The organism is Fictibacillus sp. S7 (assembly GCF_004127935.1).
GTDB classification, from domain to species: domain Bacteria; phylum Bacillota; class Bacilli; order Bacillales; family Fictibacillaceae; genus Fictibacillus_C; species Fictibacillus_C enclensis.
This window is the reverse complement of the sequence record NZ_QJKL01000001.1, coordinates 2,096,908-2,117,120: the sequence shown is the minus strand read 5'-3', so window position 1 is coordinate 2,117,120 and position 20,213 is coordinate 2,096,908. Positions and strand designations below refer to the sequence as shown.

The following is a 20,213-nucleotide window of genomic DNA, read 5'->3' as shown; positions in this document are numbered from 1 at the left end:
GAAACCGGAATGTAACTCTCTTATCATCGATAAGGGAGTTTTTTAGTACTAAAAAAGTCATTTGCTACATAACATGTTTCAATCTCATATGTACTCTTATCCAGAGCGGCGGAGGGAAAGGCCCTATGAAGCCCGGCAACCTACAGGCATATTGCCTGAAAAGGTGCTACTACCTGCAGGAGAAATCCTGGATGATAAGAGGAGGCCGTGACGCCCTCTTCTTAGGAAGGGGGCTTTTTTCATTTCGGAGCTATTCTCGAGAGGTAAGCTTATCCAATCAAACAAAGGGAGAGATATCATTGAGTGAAATTAAAATTGCATTGCTGGGACTGGGAACTGTGGGAACCGGGGTATATTCCTCATTGTTAAAAAGAAAACCTGAGATTGAACAGTTGCTGGGAAAAAAGATCCGTCTGTCAGGAATATTGATTAAAAATCCGGCAAAACCGAGGTCCGACTTTCAGAAAGCGCCATTATACTCAGAGTTTGAAAAAATTCTGGGTAAAGAGGCGCCAGATGTGGTCATTGAAGCCATCGGGGGAATTGAACCGGCCAAAACGTACATTACCCGGTCACTGGAAGCAGGGTGCCATGTAATTTCCGCCAACAAAGACCTGATTGCCCGTCATGGAGAAGAGCTAACAAGCCTTGCGAAAGCAAGAGGAGCACGCTTTGTATATGAAGCAAGTGTAGGCGGCGGCATCCCGGTGTTAAGGACACTGAGGGAGCTTTTGCGAATCAATAAAGTACAGCACGTGGAGGGAATATTGAATGGAACGTCCAATTTTATTCTCTCGCACATGAGAACAACTGGATCTACGTTCCCGGAAGCTCTGGAACTCGCCCAGCAAAAGGGATATGCAGAACCTGACCCGACGAATGATATTGAAGGGCTGGATGCTTTTTATAAAGCCATGGTGCTGAGTAAGTGGATTTATGGTGAACAGCCGTTATGGGAGGAAGCCGAGGTAAAGGGAATTGGAAATGTGCGTCTTGAGGAAATACAGCTCGCAGAACAGCTTGGACTGCGCCTAAAACATCTGGTGCTCCTGGATGACAGTCTCGAGCTGAAGGTGAAACCGGTGTTGGTAGACAGTGAACATCCGCTTTATGGAGTGGAAGGAGTGGACAATGCGGTCCGTATTCAGACGGATCTTCTTGGCTGTTTAACCTTACAGGGACCAGGTGCAGGGGCTGAAGCAACAGCAAGTGCCATCGTGGAAGATTTTTTATCCCTGTATGAGACGGGCAGCGTTTATCAGGACAAACCGGCCGTATCTGAAGTCGTTCATAAGAAACAGTCCAAAGAGGGAACAACCTATCTTTTGTTTGGTGAAAAAGAACACATTTCGGGAGATACAATTTCTGCACTGCAGCTTCAAGGAGCAGTACTTGATACGGTTTCCCTGCCGGATTCCTCTCTCATCGCGTTCCTGTACGCTGGAGATTTGCCTGTAAGCACATTGCATTTCACCAGCATTTATCCTGTGAGACTCTCGGCTGCAAGCGAGGTTGCTGAGGAAGTTCTATTATAAAAAAATAAAAAGATCCAGGCGGACAACCGCCTGGATCTTTTTTGCTGCTTGAACGATTAGCAGCTGCTGCTGCTTTCACAGCCGCCGTGGCCGTGACCGGACCAGCATGAACAGCCGATGATGATCAAGAGGATGAACAATACGATGATGATCGCAAATCCTCTTCCGCCGCCATAACCGTAACCGCCGTAACCGCCGCATCCGCCGCCATAACCATACCCATAAGAAGCCGTTGACACAGGTACGTTTAACGGAGCGTTAATTGGTGCATTAATCGGTGAGTTTGCATACATTTAAAATTCCTCCTTTAATATCCAATTCCAACATTCTCGATACAGTATATGTAGGAGGCATCACTCGGTCTGGACGTTTGCCTTGTTGGCAAGCCTAATTACCGTGCAATGAAAAACGCACACTTTAGGGGAAACCAAAAGCGTGCGTGCAGATTACTGCGCGAGCAGTGCTTCTATTTCTTTTTTCATATCCTTCGGTGAGGTTTGAGGAGAATGGCGGGATACGACTGCTCCTTGTTTGTTCACCAGGAATTTGGTGAAGTTCCATTTAATTGCCTTTGATCCTAAAATCCCGGGTGCTTCACTGGTTAAGTAGGTAAAGAGAGGGTGTGCATGATCGCCTTTTACATCCACCTTGGCAAACATCGGGAAGGTCACTCCGTAATTCAACTGGCAAAATTCCTGGATTTCCTCTTCATTTCCAGGTTCCTGGCCAGCAAACTGGTTGCATGGGAACCCCAGGATCTCAAGACCCTGATCTTTGAATTCATCGTAAAGCGCCTGAAGTTCCTTATATTGCGGAGTAAATCCGCACTTACTGGCTGTATTGACGATAACCAATACCTTACCTTCATACTCCTGAAGTGATTTTTCCTCGCCCATGATTGTCTTCGCATGATATTCGTAAACAGACATAGCATCCTCCCGTATGTACGTATTAACATTCATAGTAATAGTGTAGTAGTTTTATGGCCGAAAAGAAAATAAAACGCTTTCTTTTTCAGGGACTAATAGCATGGGACCAGGGTTGCTATTTAGTTACATGGAATCATTTTATGGTCAACAAACAATAAAAGACAAAATATTCCTTCAATTCACTTTATACTGTAACTAACTTACATATTTTGCATAACAGTCGATTATTGGAGGCGATAAAATTGAAAAGTCGAAAGACAAAGAAAAAGCTCATAGCTGTGTCGATGGCTGCTGCCATTCTGCTGCCTTTGCAGCTAGCTACCGTCCATGCGGCCAGCCCTTCCACAACGGCAAAGAATGAAGCCATGGTGGTAAAAATCCATCTGAAGAACCGTGCGGACCTGGACAAACTACTAAGCTATGGAATTGATCTTACGGAAAACCTTGACCAGCATGCAGGCCAGGGAATGGAAGCTGACGCTATCCTGACCAAAGAAGAGATGGAAATTTTGCAATTAAGAGGGTACAAGACGGATGTTATTTCCACCCAGCATGAAATTCAAACCTTGAGGCAGGAGCGCCAATTTACGGTTCAGCAGGAAAAAGACCTGGCAGCAGCCAAGGACAAGGTTACCATTTTACGAGCCAACTATTTTACAAGCCAGGGCGGCAAATTCCTGTATGTCGAGGCGAAGACGGATGCAGGCTCTCTCAACTCAACCGTACTTACCGCAACATGGGACAAAGGAAAGAATACGGCACCTGGATCAGGTGGAACAGCAGCGCTTGAACGAATAGAGGACGCGGATGTCTATATGTATCATTCGATGCTGCTGCCAGTGGACACCCGTCCTTCAACCGTTAACATTACGAGCAGTCTTGGCGGCATCATGGAAGCAAAAGTGACTGACTGGATCGGTGGCAAAAAACCAACTCCAGGTAAACATTATGTATCGGATTTTACAGACCATTATATGACCCCAACCGAGCTCGATCAGCGGATCAACAAGCTGGCAAAGCAATTTTCCAGTATTGCGGAAATTGTGGAGCTGCCATATGAGACCAATGGTTACCGCAGAAAGGCACAGACAATAATTGGAGATCAGGCGAATCCCGCTTCGGCTGTCGTCATTACCTCGAAAAAGTGGGGCCATGAAGGCGGAAACAGCATCAGCCTCCAGGCAGTAAAGCAGGAGGGCGCAAATCTTCCGCTGTCCATTGATACAAAGGAAAACACGATTGTTGTCAAACTGGCGACTGATCCCGCCGGACAAAGTTCGAGTAAAGCAAAAGACGTGATTCAAAAAATTAACGCAGAGGCAGGAAGTCTCGTTACCGCCACCTCCTTTAGAGGCAGCAGTGGAGAAGGTCTTGTAGCCTCAACGGAAAAATTGAAGCTCACGGATGGCTTAAAAGCGCCGGAGTCGATTTCGCGCGAACCGCATACAATGAAAGCAATTCGGATCGGAAAACATCGGGATGGCTCGAAAGCCGGCGTTCTCCTTTATTCACAGGAGCATGCCCGTGAGTGGGTGACACCGCTCGTATCCGTGGAAACGGCGGAAAGATTGCTCAGAAACTACAGTACAGACAAAGCGACACGCAAGTTGCTGAATAACCTTGATATTTTTATCGTCCCTTCTGTCAACCCGGATGGAGCCACCTATTCTTTTTATGATTATAACTGGCAACGAAAGAACATGACCAATCATTGCGGCCCCGAGAAATCGGACCCGGCTCTCCGCAATACATGGGGTGTCGACCTGAACCGCAATCACGGAACCGGTTCGGTGTATGATGGGTATCTTGGCTCTTCGACAGATTGTCAAAGCTCGGTTTACGGAGGACCTACAGAGCAGTCAGAACCCGAAGCCAAAAATTTGATCTGGCTGGCCGATGAAAATCCGAATGTGAAGTTTGCCATGAATGTCCACAGCTACGGCGGCTATTTCATGTGGCCTCCGGGAGCGTACAAAGCTCTTGGGAGGGAAACATTGCCGCGTCCGACTGCCGGACAGGAAGCCTTCTTCTGGAGCGCGTCGGAGCGGATTCTGCAGCAAATAAAGGAGTATCGCGGAACGACCATTTTGCCAGGACGCACGGGTCCTGTACCGGATGTGTTGTATTCTGCAGCTGGAAACTCGGCAGATGCCCTGTGGTATAACAATCGCATTTATGCATGGGATTTTGAGGTGGGCGCCGATTTATGGAACGCCCAGGAGAGAAAATGGGAGCCCGTGGGATTTCAGCCGCCTTTTGAGGAAGGACATGAAGAGGCAATGGAATTTGCCAACGGCCTGATCGGAATGCTGGATGTTGCCTATGATTACGAGCATGACAAAAAAGCGCCAACTTCCAAGCTCCACGTGAAGCGCAGTATGGAAAATGCAACGCTTGAATTTTCGACGTCTGAACCCGCAACGATTTACTATACGACCAATAACAAGCGGCCGACTTTCTCATCCAAAAAAATAAAAATCAGCGGTATTCGTGAAGGTGCAGAAAAACCGGTTCTTGAGCAGACGGCAACGGTGAAATGGTTTGCCGTAGATGCGAGCGGCAATATCGAAAATCATTATAAACCTGAGGGGAAAAAAGATAACTACCGCTCCGAAACGGTGAAAGTCAAATAGCAAGGGAAAAGGCAGTGCACGACAAGTGCACTGCCTTTTTAACCTGCTTCTGAAAAACGTTCAGCCCGGGCCCGATAGACCTGGTAAAGAACCAGGGCAATGATTGATAACACGATACCTGAGATATAAGGCAGCCCTGCGGCTTTGGCAAACAGCCAGCCTCCAAGGGGGGGACCGATAATCCGCCCGAGTGAATCGAAGGAAGACAGCAGGCCGGTAACACTGCCGTGCCCCGAGGTGGAGGTTTTTGTCAGAAGGGCCGATACACTTGGCCGAATGACGCCATTGCCAATTCCGAAAATGGAAAGGAAAATAGCAGCAGTCGTGAAGCTGTGGACAAGAAGAATTAAGCCGAATCCGACTGCGGAGAGAACAATTCCCCCCTGAATGACTTTTCCTTCTCCATACTTTTTGGTTAAACGGCCAACAAGTCCCCCTTGCACAAGAGCGCCGGCAAACCCCATGATCATGAAGATGTATCCAAGGTGATTCGTATCAAGTCCCGCTTTCTTTGCGGCGAAATAAGCAAAGGTCGCTTCGAGCCCTGATAAAGAAAGTGAAATAAACAGCTGCAGAACAAAGAGAATCGAAACCTCGCCCTTGAACGCTTCCCACCTGGATGCGCCTTTTACATTTCCGGTTGTTCTCATGTCTTTCGGAAGTGATTCCTTTAATACAAAAAGAACCAGAAAGAACGTAATGAGCGAAGAAGCTCCGGCAAGATAAAAGGGAGTGTTCAGACTGGACTCGGAAAAAATACCGCCAATAGCCGGTCCGAAAATGAACCCAAGGCCAACGGCAGCACCGACGATGCCCATGCCTTTCCCCCGGTTTTCAGGGGTTGTAATATCGGCCACGTAGGCCATCGTTGTCGGCATATTCGCTGAAGACAGAAGTCCTCCGGCAATGCGGGCCGCAAAAAGCATCCAAAGCTGGCTGGAGACAGCCATTAAAAAGAAAGAAACAGCCAATCCTGCAATCCCGATCAGCATAACCGGCTTTCGTCCAATCCGGTCGGAAATCCTGCCCCATACCGGGGCAAACAACAGTTGCATCAAAGAATATACAGCCATCAAAAAGCCGAGCTGAGCAGGACTTGCTCCGACCTTTTCCGCAAAAAAAGGAAGGACAGGAATAATGATCCCGAATCCAACCATTACTAAAAACATCACTAAAAATAAGATTGGCAACGCTTTTTTATTTTCCAATCTCAGAATCCCCCCTGATGAGATCATCCATCTTTTCTCTGATCTTTTATTAACTCTATTAACGTACCTCTTTTGTTTCTTTTAATCAACTTACTGCCTATACATTTTGAGGAACAGAGGCTTCTTTTATGTGATCGGGAACCCTGCTTGTTTTTAAGAAAAGGTACAAGCCGGTGCAAACCAGAAAACCGCCGGCTCCCTGAAAAAGGGAGATGCTTTCATTCAGCATGAAATAAGCCAGGATGCTTGCCCCCACAGGTTCACCAAGGATATTGACGGAAATGGTGGTTGCACTCACATAATTCATCAGCCAGTTGAACAGAACATGCCCGAATACAGTTGGGATAATGGCCAGCAAACAGAAGATGAGCCAGTCGTGGCCACCATATCCAGTCATGGGAATGCCGGCTGCCTCGTTATACAAAGCAAACACAAGGACAGCTGAAATAAACACGGCAAGACTGTAGAAAAAAGAAGGAATATGACGCAATAAGTGCTGTCCGATAAGCATATGTACAGCTACGGCAAGCGTTCCGAAAAGGGAAAGTAAGTCTCCTAGCAAGTTTTCCGCAGAAATCCCGATATCCCCCCATCCAATAAGAGCGGCCCCGCAAATTGCAATCGCCATTCCCATAAGGGAGGCAGAGGATGTGCGTTCTTTAAACAAGAAAAAAGCCCCGATTAAAACAAACACCGGCTGCAATGCCAGAATAATGGTAGAACTGGCCACCGTAGTCAGCTTGAGGGAGCCCATCCACAAAAGGAAATGAAGGGCAAGGAACGTTCCGGATAAAAAAAGAAGCAGCCAATGTTTTGGCTGAATCAGTTTAGCCTTCTTCCATTGATTTTTTGTAAATGGAAGCATGAAAAGAATCGTAAACAGCAGCCGGTACATGCCCTGTACAGACACAGGGGCATCAGAGAGTTTCACAAAAATAGAAGAAAATGAAACGGCAATAATGCCGACAATGAGCGGAATAAAAACCGGAATGGGACATTTTGTTTTTTCCATGGAGGCCTCCAGCATATACGCATTGATCTATAAGACTATAAGAAGTATACAAGATTTCTGCGAAAAAATATCATAAATACGAAAAGATTTTCCATCCGATCCAAATAAAGGCGGGCTCCACACGTGGAACCGGCCTTCTGGCGTTTCAGGAACTATTTATTGTGCTCGTTGTTTATAAGAAAAGTTTCTCGTGAAAAGGCGGTAAAGCACATGAACGGCAAGTACGCCTGCGACCAGCAGGGCAGAAAGGCAAACATCCTTAAGTTCCGTCCGTTTCACAGCGATCCCGATGAACGCCCATACAAAAACGAGTGAATAGAAATTGTCTCTGTTTCTTGAGGTGAAATAAAAGGGCAAGACGATTCCAACGATGAGCATGATAACGGTCCAGGTAACATCGCTGAAGCCCTAACCGTTCCAATTATGAGAAACCAGGAACACGCCCGTATTGACGATTGTAGCTACAGACACCCAGCCGATATAAATCGAGAATGAAAGCCGGGTCCAAACGGAGAAGCAAAGTGGCCAACAGACCAAACATGATCAGCAGAGACAAGCCGACTTGCTCGTAATGCCAGGCAAAAATCCAGGCTAAATTAAAAAGGGAGTCCTGCCGCGCTGGCAATTAAACGTATCGTATCTGATTTCATCATTAGTCTCTTTTCAGATGGCTGAGCATGTCTAAGTAGTACCCTTTTCAAAAAGGTTCAAGCGGATTCAAGGAATAAAGCATCCAAAAGAGAATATGTACTTCAGGCATGAAGTTAAAAAGGAAAGAGCAGGAGGGAAAATGTATGAGAAAACTCGCAAATGGTGCAGCCATGCTCGATGTGAATGTGAACGGAATGTTGATTCATCCCGTCCTTGTATGGGACGAGAAGTCAGCCGTTTTGATCGACACAGGTGTGCCCGGCCAACTGCAGAACCTACGGAATGAAATGGAAACAGCAGGCGTTCACTTCCAAAATCTCACGCATGTTATTCTGACGCATCAGGATATTGACCATATCGGCAGCCTCCCGGAACTGCAGGAAGCACTTGGACAATCTCTTATTGTATACGCACATGAGACCGAACAGCCCTTTATTGAAGGCGATAAGCCTTTAATAAAAACCGATCGCAGCCGGCTGACTGATGAAGAATTTGAGGCTCTTCCCGAGATGGCAAAAGCGTTCTATGAAGTTCCGGCACCAGCTTCCAAGGTGCATATTCCGTTAAAAGGCGGAGAGGAACTTGAATTGGCAAGAGGCATATCTGTTATTTTTACCCCGGGGCATTCACCTGGCCATATCAGCCTCTATTTGAAAAAAAGTAACGTGTTGGTTGCAGGAGATTCAATGTACAGCATGAATGGTGTATTGTACGGGCCCCACAAGGAAACGGCGCTCGACTTGGAAGAGGCCGAGAAATCCATCCAGCACTACGCCGCTTATCATGTGGAACAGGTTGTTTGTTATCATGGGGGGCTCTGCAATGAAAATGCAGGGGAACAGCTCCAAAAATTGATCCATCAAACCCCAAGAGTATAAAAAAGAGCAGTCAGGGTCTTGGCCCTGGACTGCTTTTTTAATTCGCTTTGTGGACACTGCTGCTGACAAGTTCCCATTGCATAAATTTATATTTCCAGATCGAGTCGGCAAAGGCTACAGAATCGCCATTGGCAATTCCAGATATGCGCTGGACGCCCCGCAGTTCAAATACACCGTCTCCGTTTACATCCACAGGGGTCAGCATACTGAATTTATTCGCCGAGACTTTAATCGGTTTAATGAGCGTTCCGTTTTTATACACCTCGGACGTTTCATATTTTTGTCTTCGTTCAGCCAGATTGATGGACGTAATTTTACCGGTGTTTTTAACCAAAATGGTAGCGTAATAACCGTCCGTAAACCGCCCGCTGATCCCGAGTGAAGAAGGAACCGGAATTTCCACTACATGATTGTTCTTTGATGAAACCAGATGAAAGACAGAAGTACCACCCCTTCCGCCGGTTTCAGCTGAAATATAGGTTTCCGGAATACGGTCGCCATTAAAATCAAAGAATTGAATGTTTGGGTGATATCCTCCATCGTTTAAATTTAAAGTGGTAAAACGGCGGGTAGCCCCGTCTTGAAAGATCAGGAAAAGATTTTCCGAATATATATTTTCCTGCTTTTCCTTCTCACCCATTAGCGTAACAGTATCGGGCCGTTTGTCCCCCGTCACATCCATTTTCCGCTGATCGATTACGAAAATGGATGATCCGCTTTTACTATCAATGTTTTCTGTCTGTGGGTCGAGCGGTGTGGCATGTATGGGTGAACCCGCAGTAATCAGCAGGATGAGGAAAAGAAGCAGATTAAAAAAGATGGACTTCACGTGTGTTGCCTCCTTTTTGCCTTCTTGGCTTTAATATGCGGAAAACATTGGCATATCATACCGGGATCAGTTGTTTTATGTAAAAAAAATGAAATGTATTTTACGGGTTAACCGAAGATCGAACTGGGTATAGAAGCGTAAGGAGGTTATAACAATGAAACAAACAGCCAGTATGAAACCATGGATCCTAGTTGGGCTGGGCACCTCTGCAGCAGCGGTTTGGTTATCAGCCAAGCCGAACAGAATCCGCACGAAATTAGCATTCAATAGCATCAAAAGAAAAATAAGGCCTGACTATTCCAGTAAAACAAAAGTGTTGCCTGTTGATAAAGGCGGCCATCCGGATCCCAGTGACTATGAAGATTCAAAAATGGTTTCCGAAGGTTCTGCCTATGGGGTCCAATATTTTAATGAAAAAAAGCAGTGAAATAGTACAAAACGATTACGTTTTATTACAGCATCATGACATCAGCTAAGTTCGCCTCATCCGTATGTTATATTATGTTGAAATAATATACGGATGAGGTGATTTATATGAAAGCAAAAATTTTCATCTTAACTGCAGTCTTTTTGCTGGTCACTTGTACGGCGTATGCAGCCGATTCCATCAGCTTGAAATCATCTGGCGGCGATAAAACATCATCTTCTGCTGCATTTGATGGCTCCTATGCTACCATTTCCATTAAAAAGACTTCGGGTAGCGGAAAAATCAAGCTGGAGCTTTGGAAAAAGCACTTATTCTTCATGGATGAAAAAGTTGGACAGACGGCATGGGTAAGTAGTAACGGAGTAGGTTACCAAAAGGTTTATAATCTCGAGGATTCCGGTAATTATTATCTTAAAGTAGTAGATTCTGGTAAAGCAGGCGGCAGTGGAATTGCCGTCAATTATAAAGCCACCTCATTTTTGCAATGAGATACTTAGAAAAAACGGAAGCGAAGGTCTGCAGACCTTCGCTTCCGTTTTGTAGTTGCTGACAAGAAGATTGGAAAAATGACAAAAGAAGAATATATCATTGTAATCTCCAGTCCGTCATCTTTCTCCAGGGTAAAATTTTTCACCCAGTTCCCAAGATTCTACAAGCTTGTAGGCTGCTTGCTGCGGATAGCCCATCCCATACAAATAAGCCATGGCAGCCGTCTCCCGCAAAGCATGTTCATAGGAGGTTTTTGGCGCCTCGGCCAACCCCCGCTGAACAAACCATTCGACTGACGTCATGGTAGATAATTTTAAGGGATTGTTGTATGGTGTGTAGTAACTTCCTCCGGGCATCCCCGGGTATCCTGCACTGGCTCCTGTCATTCCTCCAGGCATAGCCCCTGTCATTCCACCAGGCATTGCGCCAGGCATTCCACCAGGCGCTGCTGGAAAGGGCATGGGACCGGGGTAAGGTGGATATGGATAAGGCATCACGTTCGATTCACCTCTTCTGTAAATGGCCTTCACGACATTGTAGTGTATGCCAACGCCTACTAAACGGTGCGGGTCGGATGTTTTTCCAACCGAAACACAATGATGCAGAATATTTAACCTAATGTAAATTTTAAGTATAATGGAATGGGTACGATAATATGAGCGCAAAGGCAGGGAAAGCTGAATGAAAATTTTAGTCATGAACGGCAGCCCGACGGCTGAATCACGAACAAGAGGAATAGCTGAATATGCAGCAAACGTTTTGCAGGAAAAAGGGGTGGAAGTGACGTTTTTCGACGCTGGCAAGGATCGTCTTCCATTGTATACAGGTGATACAGCGGAACAGGAAAACGAAGCGGTTCAGAAGTTGATCCAGGCGGCGGATGAAGCACAGGGCTTCTTCATTTGTACACCGGAATACCACAACGGCATGAGCGGGGCGCTGAAGAATGCGCTTGACTTCCTCACAGGCAATCAATTTAAAAACAAACCTGTGGTGATTACTGCGGCTGCCGGCGGAGGAAAAGGCGGTATCAACGCACTGAATAACTTGCGTACTGTTATGAGAGGACTCTATTCGTTGGTCATCGCTGACCAGTTTGTCGCTGATCCTATTCATTTTAATGACGAACGCGAGCTTACAGAAGAACTCGCAACACTTCGTGTGAATTCGTTGATCGATCAACTGATGGACCTTACAAAATTGGTATCATCCAATTCTAAAAACTAAAAACAAAAAAGAGGCAGCTTCCCAATGGAACTGCCTCTTTTTTTTTGATTATTTAAACCAGCTTGAAAGCTCAAAGTACCAGATGACGCCAAGAAAAAGGAATCCAAGCGACAAAACGATGTATTTGACGTATTTCACGAAGATTCTCCTATCTTTTTTATCAGTATGGCCCAAAAAACCAGAGAATAAAAAAGAGTTGGCGTGAAACTTTGTATAGTTTTGTAACTTTATCACTTCTTTTGTTGAATCCCTTCTCAAATGCTTGGTTTTTATAGATAATATCTCTGTGTATCGAATGATGATGTTGGAATTGATAGAAAAGGAGAGCTTGTGCGTGAGTACTACAGAATATCGCTTAAAAGGACTGTTGGAATCAATTGGAGCAAAGAAGGAAGAGCTGATCAGGCTGGCTTTTCTCAGAGGGTTTACGAATCACGAGACGGTTCAATGCAGCCAGGAGCTGGATGGCCTGTTGAACGAATATCAAAGAAATTGCTGTTAAGACAAACTGACAAGCTGCTGGGTTAAAAGGTCAACCCGCGTCAGGATAGCCCGTTTGATCAAGACCGGGTGATCATTCCTGAATTCGCTGAGCAGTCCCCGGATTTCGGTGACCAGGTCCATCTCGCTTTCGAGAAAAGCACCCGGGTTTACTTGCCTGGGGAAGTTAATGACATTATTTTTCATCAAAACACCTCCGCGTAACATACTTCTATTTGCATATATACATTCCATAAAAAAAGCAACATCCCTGCATGAAATTGTAAATGTTTTCAAAAACGTAATTCCAGACTCCATCAGTAAGCAACTAGATTGGCTATAACCTATGGTTTTTTGCCTTTTTCAAAAAAGGGATCCGGGCAAATGTATATGTTTTGCTGCGACCATTATTAAAGGTAAAATGTTGATATGCTTAAAACCTGGGAGGGATACATTGTTAAAACCCTGTTTTGGCTTGGGAGTACATAAGATAGAATAATGGATGAAGTCTGCCAATCAATAAAATCCGCCCTTAGCAAAGTATACAAGAGCATTGATACAGCAGCGGTCTACGGTAATGAAGAAGGCGTAGGATGTGAGATTGTACCTATGGTCAACCAGGTGGAGTACCATCCGGGGCTTGCGCAAATAGAGCTTCTAGCGTTCTGAAAGGAAAGCTGCATTCAGATGGAAGCCTGGAGTCCTTTGATGCAAGGGGAATTCTTGAACCATCCAGTTCTTGCTGAAATTGCAGAAAACCAGGCAAGTCTGTGGCGCAGGTTTATTCTTCGGTGGGATCTTCAAAACGGAGTGGTAACCATTCCGAAATCCGTCAAGGCCCACCGTATCCGGGAAAATTCCTAGGTTTTTAATTTTGAACCTCCCTGACAATTTTGATTTTTAAGAATTGGATAGCATAGAAAAGAGCCGCCGGTAATGATACCGGTTGGCTCTTTTCTATGTTTATCAGTTGTAATAAGCTTTCATTTCTATGAGTGCAGAAACAAGATATTCCCAAGTACGAATAGTTGAAGGAATGCTGAGATGTTCTTCTGGTGTATGAACATCAAACATATCGGGACCCAGGGAAATAGCGTCAATATGCGGCAGTTTTTCGGCAAAAATCCCGCATTCCAGCCCGGCGTGGATTGCTACAATTTCTGGGCGTTTTCCGTAACGTTCTTCATACACTTCTTCAAAAAGCTTCTGAACCTTTGAATCCTTGCGATACGGCCATTCGGGATAATCCGCCTGAGTCGTGAAAGAGGAACCTGTCACCCGGGCTATGACCTCGTTTTGCTTCAGAATCTGCTCTTTTAAGCTTTTTACTGAGCTTCGGATTTCGCTGATAAATGTGATGGTTGATGCGGTGCTTGATACCACACCAAGATTGGTGGAGCTTTCGGTAAGTTCCGCAATCTCCTGGCTCATGGATTGTACTCCGTTTGGAATCAGCATGAGCGAATGGATGACACATCGGGTGGTTTCATCTGAGTAAACCCTTTCCGGCAGGTCGTCAACTTTCTCTACTGTTATTTTAACTTTAGGATCCGATGTTCTTAGTTCCTTTTTGAAAGTGACTTCCCACGCGGCTGCCACCTCCGGAACCCGTGTGGCATGCGCTGCCGGCACATGAATAACAGCCTCTGCTTCACGAGGAATTGCATTGGATTTTAATCCGCCGGAAATGGAAGACAAGTTGAAATCGAACTCTTCAGAAAGGCCATTCAGAAGCCGGCCGAGAAGTTTATTGGCGTTTCCCCTGCTCTTATGTATGGACATGCCGGAATGGCCGCCAAAAAGACCGCCAATCTGAACATGGAAAACGTTTGTGTGCTCCGGCAGAGAATCCCGCTGAATGGGCAAACCTTGAGCAGCTGTGATGCCGCCTGCGCTGCTGACCAGAAGCTTGCCTTCTTCTTCAGAATCCAGGTTAATGAAGATCTCCCCTGAAAAATGTTCAGGGCTTACTTCCAGAGCTCCTTTCATTGTTGTCTCTTCTTCTGTAGTAATAACCACCTCGAGAGGGGGATGAGAAATATCACTGGCATCAAGGAGGGCAAGCGCATAGGCAACAGCAATGCCGTTGTCCGCTCCAAGGGTAGTGCCGTTCGCATACAGCATGTCCCCTTTGATCTGCAATTCAAGCGGGTCTGTGTCAAAGTTATGGACGGTTCCTTTGTTCTTTTCACAGACCATATCCATGTGACCTTGAAGAATAATGGCCGGAACATGCTCATAACCTTCTGTGGCTTCTTTTTTAATGATTATGTTGAGGGCTTCATCCTGAATCACATCAAGATTTCGTTTCGTTGCAAAATCCAGAAGATAATCGCTGACTCCTTTTTCATTACCTGAGCCCCGGGGGATGGAAGAAAGTTCTGCGAAATAATGAAATACGGGGTGTTTTTTTAATTCTGTCAATGTCATGTCCATTCATTTCATCCTTTGTCTTCATTTTTCTGTAATCACATATGTCTAGAGTAGAGAAAGCTGCCGAAATAATCAATGGCACAACACGGTAAACAAATGAATCTTAGTTGCTTGACTCTATTCATTTCCTCTTGTAGAATTATCAGGTAAAGAAGATTACGAGTGCGTAGTTACACCAAGAACAGCATATTGGCTCCGTAGCTCAGTGGATAGAGCGTCGGTTTCCTAAACCGTGCGTCGCAGGTTCGATTCCTGCCGGGGCCGCCACTAGATAAAAACAATACTGGCAGCGCGGTGCTGTCTTTTTTTATGCTTTTACCGGCATAATTTGAACGTTTTCTGAACACTGTAAGAACTTAATGTGACATTTATCACAAACATGTATTAGTTCTGTTAAAATAGAGTCATACTAATGATAGATATGAAAAGATGGTGATCTTAATGGGTGAAAATGCTGCTCCAAGCATTTTTAAAGACTATATACAAATTACAAAGCCTGGTATTATCACTTCAAATTTGTTGGGAACCATAGCCGGCTTTTGTATCGGTGCGAGAAACTTGTCATCTAGCCTCAGTTTATGGGAGTTGTTCTTTTGGACCGTTCTCGGAACTGTTTTTGTTATCGGATCATCTGCCATTGTTAACAATGTTTACGATGCGGATATCGATAAGCACATGGAACGGACAAAAAACCGCCCGATTACCAATGGAAGAATTCCAAAACGGAATGCCATTTTGCTTTCCATTGTAATGATCGTGATTGGCGAATTAATTCTTGGCCTGATGGTTAATCCAATAGCTGCACTGATTGGCTTTACAGGATTTGTATTTTACGGTTTTGTGTATACAATGTCCAAGCGGGTAACCGTTGTGAACACGGAAATTGGCTGTATTTCAGGCGCTACTCCGCCGATTATCGGCTATACGGCTGTAACCGGAGAATTTGATTTGATTGCATTGCTTCTGTTTGTTTTCATGTTTGCATGGCAACCGCCTCATTTCTTTGCTCTTGCGATGAAGCGTGCCGAAGAGTATAAGAGTGTCAACGTGCCTATGCTGCCAAACAAGGTAGGCTTTAAGCAAACAAAGGTACATATTTTAATCTATACCGTGTTTGCTGTTGCAGCTTCGTTGCTTCTGTATTTCTTTAATGTTCTGGGCATCTGGTATTTGATTGTGGCAGGCATTTTGGGAGCAGTCTTCCTGTTCCGTGCCATTCAATCCTTTAAATTTAGAGAAAAAGAAAGCGAACTGGTCTGGTCCGGGAAAATGTTCAAGTTTTCAATTATGTATTTAACGTTAATGTTTGTGACCATGATGTTTGCTCCTCTTTTCGGATAATGTAACCAAATAAAAGAAAGAAAACCCCCTGTTTCGGCAAAAAATCCCGAGGAGGGGGTTTTTTGTGTTAAAGTACAGTAAGCTGATTTTTGCTTGCTGATTAAATCGCAAGCTTAATGGAGTTTAAGGGTATGAAAAAAAAGGTATTGAACATGTAATTGAGGCATGATCAGGAGGTACAAATGCATGCAGAAAAGTAAACCCATCATTGTTCCGCGTTACACCTTTTCAGAAATTTATGGGCCTGACTTGATTTTTAACCCCAGGCCATCGTTTGCCCATAATAAATGGATCCCGGATTGTCCAGTCAAGCTTGATTTATTAACTGGCAGCCAGTTTGCTGTAATGGGAGAAATGCCGGTTATTTGCAGCCGGTCCGTAACAACCAGGCAGGCGATAGATCTATATGAGAGGGCCGGACTGCAGCTTCGGTTTCCCATGCATTATTACTCCACTGAAGAAGATTACCGCAATTTGTTCAAACGGCTTGAGGACGAACGGAAACGGATGGTGGTTCAGCATATTCATCCTGAAGAAGAAATGTCAGCTCTAAACTACTGGATCGACCCGAAGCTGGTTCAGTATTTGAATAATAAAGCAAATCTTGAAGAGCTGGTGCCGGAAGGGCATGCACCAAAGCGTGTGAGTACCACAGCTGCAAAGCTTCATGAACATCTCGAAGCTTTTTCGCTTCCATGTGTTGTTAAAGCAGCGACGAATGAAGCAAATGCAGCAGGCTTTGATGTGTTTATCTGCAAAACTGATGAAGATATCCAAAAGGCTGAGAAGTTTTTTGAAACCTGTGAAGGCATCGTAATCGAAGAGTATTTGGAAATTGAACACAATTACTGTGTTCAGTTTGCTTGTACATTTGATGAGAAGTTGATTTACCTTGGCAGTACTGTTCAAAATATTGATGAAAACGCAAAATATAAAGGAAACTGGGTGGACGAAGATTCTGAACCCGATAGCGAAGTCATTAAAATCGGCAGGCGAATTATGGAAGAGGGCTGTAAAAGAGGCTACAGGGGAATTGCCGGTTTTGATATTGCTGTTACGCCGGATGGAAGAAAGATCGCGTTTGATTTGAATTACAGGGTCAATGGTTCGACGGCGGCTCTGCTTTTGAAGGACAGCATCACTGAGCAGCTTGGGAAAAGGGTAGTCAAATATGTATCCTGGAAATCGTCAGGCGGAATTGAACCGTTATACGACACGGTAAAACAAGCGATTGAAGACGGATATTTTGTGCCGCTTTCCATCTATAACGGAAGCGAAAGTCCCTATGAGGATGCGGATACACTGATTCAGGGACTGGTCCTTGGGGACAGCAGGTACGAGGCTGATCAAAAAGAACATATTTTTGAACGGGCTGGTCTGTCCTGAACCCGTCAACAAAAAAACTCCGATAAGGAGTTTTTTGTGATTGTTTAGTGAAGTGGGGTTAGGGTAATTACTAATAAGAGAGCCATACGGATAAAGGAGGATAAGCAATGAGTAAAATGGTAATCGGGGTATATGATTCAGAAAGCGAAGCGATTGATCGCATTCAAGGATTGGTTGACCAGGGGTACAACGCCAAAGACATATCCATCCTGGCTAAAGACGATGGAACGATGGATCGGGTGGCTGACAAGACCAACGTTTCAGAAGAACATTTGGATGAAGATGTGAACGAAGCAGCCTATGGGACAATTGCCGGGTTTCTTTCCGGTATTGGCGGAGCCATTGCTGTTCCGGGTCTTGGCGTTCCTGGTATTGGGCCGCTCCTCGCCGCAGGGCCGTTTGCTTCCATGTTTTCGGAGGATTCAGAGGAAGACTTAAAAGAGCTCTTAATGTCCCTTGATTTGTCCGAACGAACGGCGGAACGTTATGTTCAGAAAGTGGAGCAGGGAAGTGTAATGGTTTTCCTTGAAAAGGATGCCGTAAAGCTTTAGAATAGGGCAATACATACTAACAATTCCAAGCGGATAGCTCGGAAAAATATTTGACAAATTGAAATCCCTGGTATATGATAGAGCACATCAAGTAAATATGACGTATTTCTTATCCAGAGAGGTGGAGGGACATGGCCCTTTGAAACCTCGGCAGCGGGTTTTTCGTTTTTTGAAAAAATACTGTGCCAATTCCACCAGGTTCCCTAAAGAACCTGGAAGATAAGAAGAGCAAATTTCTATTATGGAATTAACATTCTCTTCTTGTCTTGGAAGAGAATTTTTTATTGCAAAAAAAACTGAATGGTTTTCTTATCCAGAGAGGTGGAGGGACTGGCCCTTTGAAGCCTCGGCAGCGGGTTTCCGGCAAACGGAAATACTGTGCCAATTCCGTCAAGCAGTTAGCTTGGGAGATAAGAAGAGAAGCTTTAATCATTATTAGCTGGCCTCTTCTTGTGTTCACAAGAAGAGGTTTTTTTGTTGGAGCAGTTTGAAGGGGGAACACACGATTGATTCGATTTGAGGAAGTTACCAAGATTTATGAGAGCGGCAAAAACCAGGTCAAAGCACTTAACAATGTGAGCTTTGAAATAGATAAAGGAGAGATTTATGGAGTGGTTGGGTACAGCGGTGCAGGGAAAAGCTCGCTGCTGCGGTGTGTCAACTTGCTTGAGAAGCCTTCCTCCGGACGGGTGCTGGTGGACGGAGAGAACATGGCTGATCTTTCACCGAAAGAGCTCCGGAAAAAACGGAAAAACATTGGTATGATTTTTCAGCATTTCAATCTGCTGAATGCGAAAACGGTGTTTGATAACATAGCAACGCCTCTTTACCTCCAGGGAGAAAAGAAGAGTGCCATTAAAGAAAAAGTAAACAATCTGCTTGAGTTTGTCGGACTTTCCGAACATGGACATAAATACCCGGATCAGCTGTCAGGCGGTCAAAAGCAGCGGGTGGGCATTGCACGGGCGCTGTCTACGGATCCGGAGGTTCTGCTCTGTGATGAGGCCACCTCGGCGCTTGACCCGCAGACCACATCAAGCATCCTCGAGCTATTAAAAAGAATCAATAAGGAATATCACATCACTATTCTGATCATCACCCATGAAATGAATGTGATCCGTGAGATTTGCAGCTCGGTCGCGGTGATGGAGAAAGGTAAAGTGATCGAGAAGGGCAGTGTTTTTGAAGTCTTTTCCCGGCCGAAAACAGAAACCGCACGTCGATTTGTAAGCTCCGTCCTTCAGGATGAACTTCCTGATTCGCTGAAAAACATCTTGAGGAACCAGGACAAAAATCATCAGGTGTTCCGCATTGTTTTTACAGGAGCTTCAACAGGACAGCCGCTTTTATCTCAAATTGCAAAAAAGTTTGATGTCGATGTCAGCGTGCTGTACGGACATGTTACCGAACTGCAGGATGTTCCATTTGGAAATCTCGTAGTTCAGCTGATTGGGGACGAACTGGAAATCCGCAGGGCCGTCTTTTTTGCAGGACAGGGTGATGTGGAAGTAAGGGAGGTTATTGAACATGCCAGTTGATTGGAGTACATTCTGGGTCGACATCCTGGATGCGACCGGTGATACATTGATCATGGTCGGTGTTTCATTATTGGCATCGGCAGTGATCGGCATCCTGATCGGTATTATTCTCGTCGTAACGAGAAAAGGCCACATTCTTGAAAATTTACCTGTGTTTAATGTGCTGAATGCCATTGTGAACGTTCTCCGTTCCATACCGTTTATCATTCTCATGGTAGCCATCATTCCGTTTACACGTTTAGTTGTAGGAACATCCATCGGGACAGCGGCGGCGATCGTTCCGTTGATTGTATACGCAGGGCCTTATATTGCCCGGCTGGTGGAAAACAGCTTGCTGGAAATTGATCCGGGAATTGTGGAGGCTGCAGAAGCCATGGGTGCAACGCCTTGGCAAACCATTTTCCGCATCCTGCTCCCGGAAGCTTTCAGTTCATTGATCCTGTCATTGACCACCGCGACCATCGGTTTGGTCGGTGCATCTGCCATGGCTGGTGCAGTCGGAGGCGGAGGCCTTGGTGATTTGGCTATTGCTTACGGATACCAGCGGTTTGATACGGACGTTATGATCGTAACGGTGGTTCTGCTCATTATCCTGGTGCAAGGATTACAAAGCTCAGGAAATGTGATTTCAAGAAAATTAAGAAGAAGATAGCGAAAGAAAAGGGA

Annotated in this window: 20 protein-coding genes, 1 tRNA gene, 1 pseudogene and 3 riboswitches; of the genes and pseudogenes, 14 read left to right on the top strand and 8 right to left on the bottom strand. The window is 45.2% G+C overall.

Annotation, left to right across the window (positions count from 1 at the left end; translation table 11 throughout):
- Positions 1-93 precede the first annotated feature (93 nt).
- Positions 94-201: riboswitch (SAM riboswitch) on the top strand.
- Between the two features lie 98 nt (positions 202-299).
- Positions 300-1,535 carry a homoserine dehydrogenase gene (locus tag DMO16_RS10820; RefSeq protein WP_164988902.1) on the top strand — a complete coding sequence of 412 codons (1,236 nt, stop codon included), beginning with the start codon at positions 300-302 and terminating at the stop codon, positions 1,533-1,535.
- 56 nt (positions 1,536-1,591) lie between these two features.
- On the opposite strand, the gene yjcZ is transcribed toward DMO16_RS10820, so the two are convergent.
- Positions 1,592-1,774, bottom strand: coding sequence for a sporulation protein YjcZ (gene yjcZ / locus DMO16_RS10815; protein ID WP_061971408.1), 183 nt, complete (start codon positions 1,772-1,774; stop codon positions 1,592-1,594).
- A 207-nt stretch (positions 1,775-1,981) separates the two neighbouring features.
- Positions 1,982-2,464, bottom strand: coding sequence for a glutathione peroxidase (locus DMO16_RS10810; RefSeq protein ID WP_129477401.1), 483 nt, complete (start codon positions 2,462-2,464; stop codon positions 1,982-1,984).
- 242 nt (positions 2,465-2,706) lie between these two features.
- Here DMO16_RS10810 and DMO16_RS10805 point away from each other — a divergent pair, with 242 nt between their 5' ends.
- Positions 2,707-5,097 (top strand): M14 family metallopeptidase, encoded by a 2,391-nt coding sequence (locus DMO16_RS10805; RefSeq protein ID WP_129477399.1) that lies wholly within the window; start codon positions 2,707-2,709, stop codon positions 5,095-5,097.
- A 38-nt stretch (positions 5,098-5,135) separates the two neighbouring features.
- On the opposite strand, the gene DMO16_RS10800 is transcribed toward DMO16_RS10805, so the two are convergent.
- Entirely contained in the window at positions 5,136-6,332 is a 1,197-nt protein-coding gene (locus tag DMO16_RS10800; protein WP_061967518.1) for an MFS transporter, read from the bottom strand.
- 70 nt (positions 6,333-6,402) lie between these two features.
- Positions 6,403-7,317: a DMT family transporter gene (locus DMO16_RS10795; protein ID WP_129477397.1), complete on the bottom strand. Its 915-nt coding sequence runs from the start codon at positions 7,315-7,317 to the stop codon at positions 6,403-6,405.
- Between the two features lie 794 nt (positions 7,318-8,111).
- Between DMO16_RS10795 and DMO16_RS10790 the strand changes: the two genes are divergently transcribed.
- Entirely contained in the window at positions 8,112-8,846 is a 735-nt protein-coding gene (locus DMO16_RS10790; protein WP_129477395.1) for an MBL fold metallo-hydrolase, read from the top strand.
- A 37-nt stretch (positions 8,847-8,883) separates the two neighbouring features.
- Here the strand turns inward: DMO16_RS10790 and DMO16_RS10785 are convergent, their stop codons facing one another.
- On the bottom strand, positions 8,884-9,675 hold the full coding sequence (locus DMO16_RS10785; RefSeq protein ID WP_129477393.1) for a hypothetical protein: 792 nt from the start codon (positions 9,673-9,675) through the stop codon (positions 8,884-8,886).
- 154 nt (positions 9,676-9,829) lie between these two features.
- Between DMO16_RS10785 and DMO16_RS10780 the strand changes: the two genes are divergently transcribed.
- Both DMO16_RS10780 and DMO16_RS10775 read left to right on the top strand, forming a co-directional pair.
- The gene (locus DMO16_RS10780; protein WP_061967529.1) at positions 9,830-10,102 is read left to right on the top strand and encodes a hypothetical protein; all 273 of its coding nucleotides are present in this window, start codon (positions 9,830-9,832) and stop codon (positions 10,100-10,102) included.
- Between the two features lie 107 nt (positions 10,103-10,209).
- Positions 10,210-10,590: a hypothetical protein gene (locus tag DMO16_RS10775; RefSeq protein ID WP_061967531.1), complete on the top strand. Its 381-nt coding sequence runs from the start codon at positions 10,210-10,212 to the stop codon at positions 10,588-10,590.
- Positions 10,591-10,707: 117 nt separating this feature from the next.
- On the opposite strand, the gene DMO16_RS10770 is transcribed toward DMO16_RS10775, so the two are convergent.
- On the bottom strand, positions 10,708-11,088 hold the full coding sequence (locus DMO16_RS10770; protein ID WP_425590031.1) for a hypothetical protein: 381 nt from the start codon (positions 11,086-11,088) through the stop codon (positions 10,708-10,710).
- A gap of 184 nt (positions 11,089-11,272) precedes the next feature.
- Here DMO16_RS10770 and DMO16_RS10765 point away from each other — a divergent pair, with 184 nt between their 5' ends.
- Complete coding sequence (locus DMO16_RS10765) at positions 11,273-11,818, top strand: NADPH-dependent FMN reductase (RefSeq protein WP_061967533.1); 546 nt, start codon at positions 11,273-11,275, stop codon at positions 11,816-11,818.
- 334 nt (positions 11,819-12,152) lie between these two features.
- The gene (locus tag DMO16_RS10760; RefSeq protein ID WP_090231865.1) at positions 12,153-12,320 is read left to right on the top strand and encodes an aspartyl-phosphate phosphatase Spo0E family protein; all 168 of its coding nucleotides are present in this window, start codon (positions 12,153-12,155) and stop codon (positions 12,318-12,320) included.
- On the opposite strand, the gene DMO16_RS10755 is transcribed toward DMO16_RS10760, so the two are convergent.
- Complete coding sequence (locus DMO16_RS10755; RefSeq protein WP_061967537.1) at positions 12,317-12,505, bottom strand: hypothetical protein; 189 nt, start codon at positions 12,503-12,505, stop codon at positions 12,317-12,319. The genes DMO16_RS10760 and DMO16_RS10755 overlap by 4 nt on opposite strands.
- Before the next feature lie 214 nt (positions 12,506-12,719).
- Between DMO16_RS10755 and DMO16_RS24895 the strand changes: the two are divergent.
- Positions 12,720-13,159 (top strand): annotated as a pseudogene (locus DMO16_RS24895) (hypothetical protein); the annotation flags it as partial.
- A 105-nt stretch (positions 13,160-13,264) separates the two neighbouring features.
- On the opposite strand, the gene DMO16_RS10745 reads toward DMO16_RS24895, so the two are convergent.
- A complete protein-coding gene (locus DMO16_RS10745) occupies positions 13,265-14,734 on the bottom strand; it encodes an aminoacyl-histidine dipeptidase (protein ID WP_129477391.1) in 1,470 nt (489 codons plus the stop codon).
- A 188-nt stretch (positions 14,735-14,922) separates the two neighbouring features.
- On the opposite strand from DMO16_RS10745, the gene DMO16_RS10740 reads away from it, so the two are divergent.
- From DMO16_RS10740 to DMO16_RS10715, 6 genes are all read left to right on the top strand, one after another.
- Positions 14,923-14,998 (top strand) — tRNA-Arg (locus tag DMO16_RS10740).
- A gap of 162 nt (positions 14,999-15,160) precedes the next feature.
- Complete coding sequence (cyoE, locus tag DMO16_RS10735; RefSeq protein ID WP_129477389.1) at positions 15,161-16,072, top strand: heme o synthase; 912 nt, start codon at positions 15,161-15,163, stop codon at positions 16,070-16,072.
- Positions 16,073-16,258: 186 nt separating this feature from the next.
- Positions 16,259-17,458 carry an ATP-grasp domain-containing protein gene (locus tag DMO16_RS10730; RefSeq protein WP_164988900.1) on the top strand — a complete coding sequence of 400 codons (1,200 nt, stop codon included), beginning with the start codon at positions 16,259-16,261 and terminating at the stop codon, positions 17,456-17,458.
- A 107-nt stretch (positions 17,459-17,565) separates the two neighbouring features.
- On the top strand, positions 17,566-18,009 hold the full coding sequence (locus DMO16_RS10725) for a general stress protein (protein WP_061967551.1): 444 nt from the start codon (positions 17,566-17,568) through the stop codon (positions 18,007-18,009).
- A 106-nt stretch (positions 18,010-18,115) separates the two neighbouring features.
- Positions 18,116-18,235, top strand: a riboswitch (SAM riboswitch).
- A gap of 80 nt (positions 18,236-18,315) precedes the next feature.
- A riboswitch (SAM riboswitch) is annotated at positions 18,316-18,426 on the top strand.
- A gap of 89 nt (positions 18,427-18,515) precedes the next feature.
- Positions 18,516-19,547: a methionine ABC transporter ATP-binding protein gene (locus DMO16_RS10720; RefSeq protein WP_061967553.1), complete on the top strand. Its 1,032-nt coding sequence runs from the start codon at positions 18,516-18,518 to the stop codon at positions 19,545-19,547.
- Positions 19,537-20,199 carry a methionine ABC transporter permease gene (locus DMO16_RS10715; RefSeq protein WP_061967556.1) on the top strand — a complete coding sequence of 221 codons (663 nt, stop codon included), beginning with the start codon at positions 19,537-19,539 and terminating at the stop codon, positions 20,197-20,199. The genes DMO16_RS10720 and DMO16_RS10715 overlap by 11 nt, the downstream gene beginning before the upstream one ends.
- Positions 20,200-20,213 lie beyond the last annotated feature (14 nt).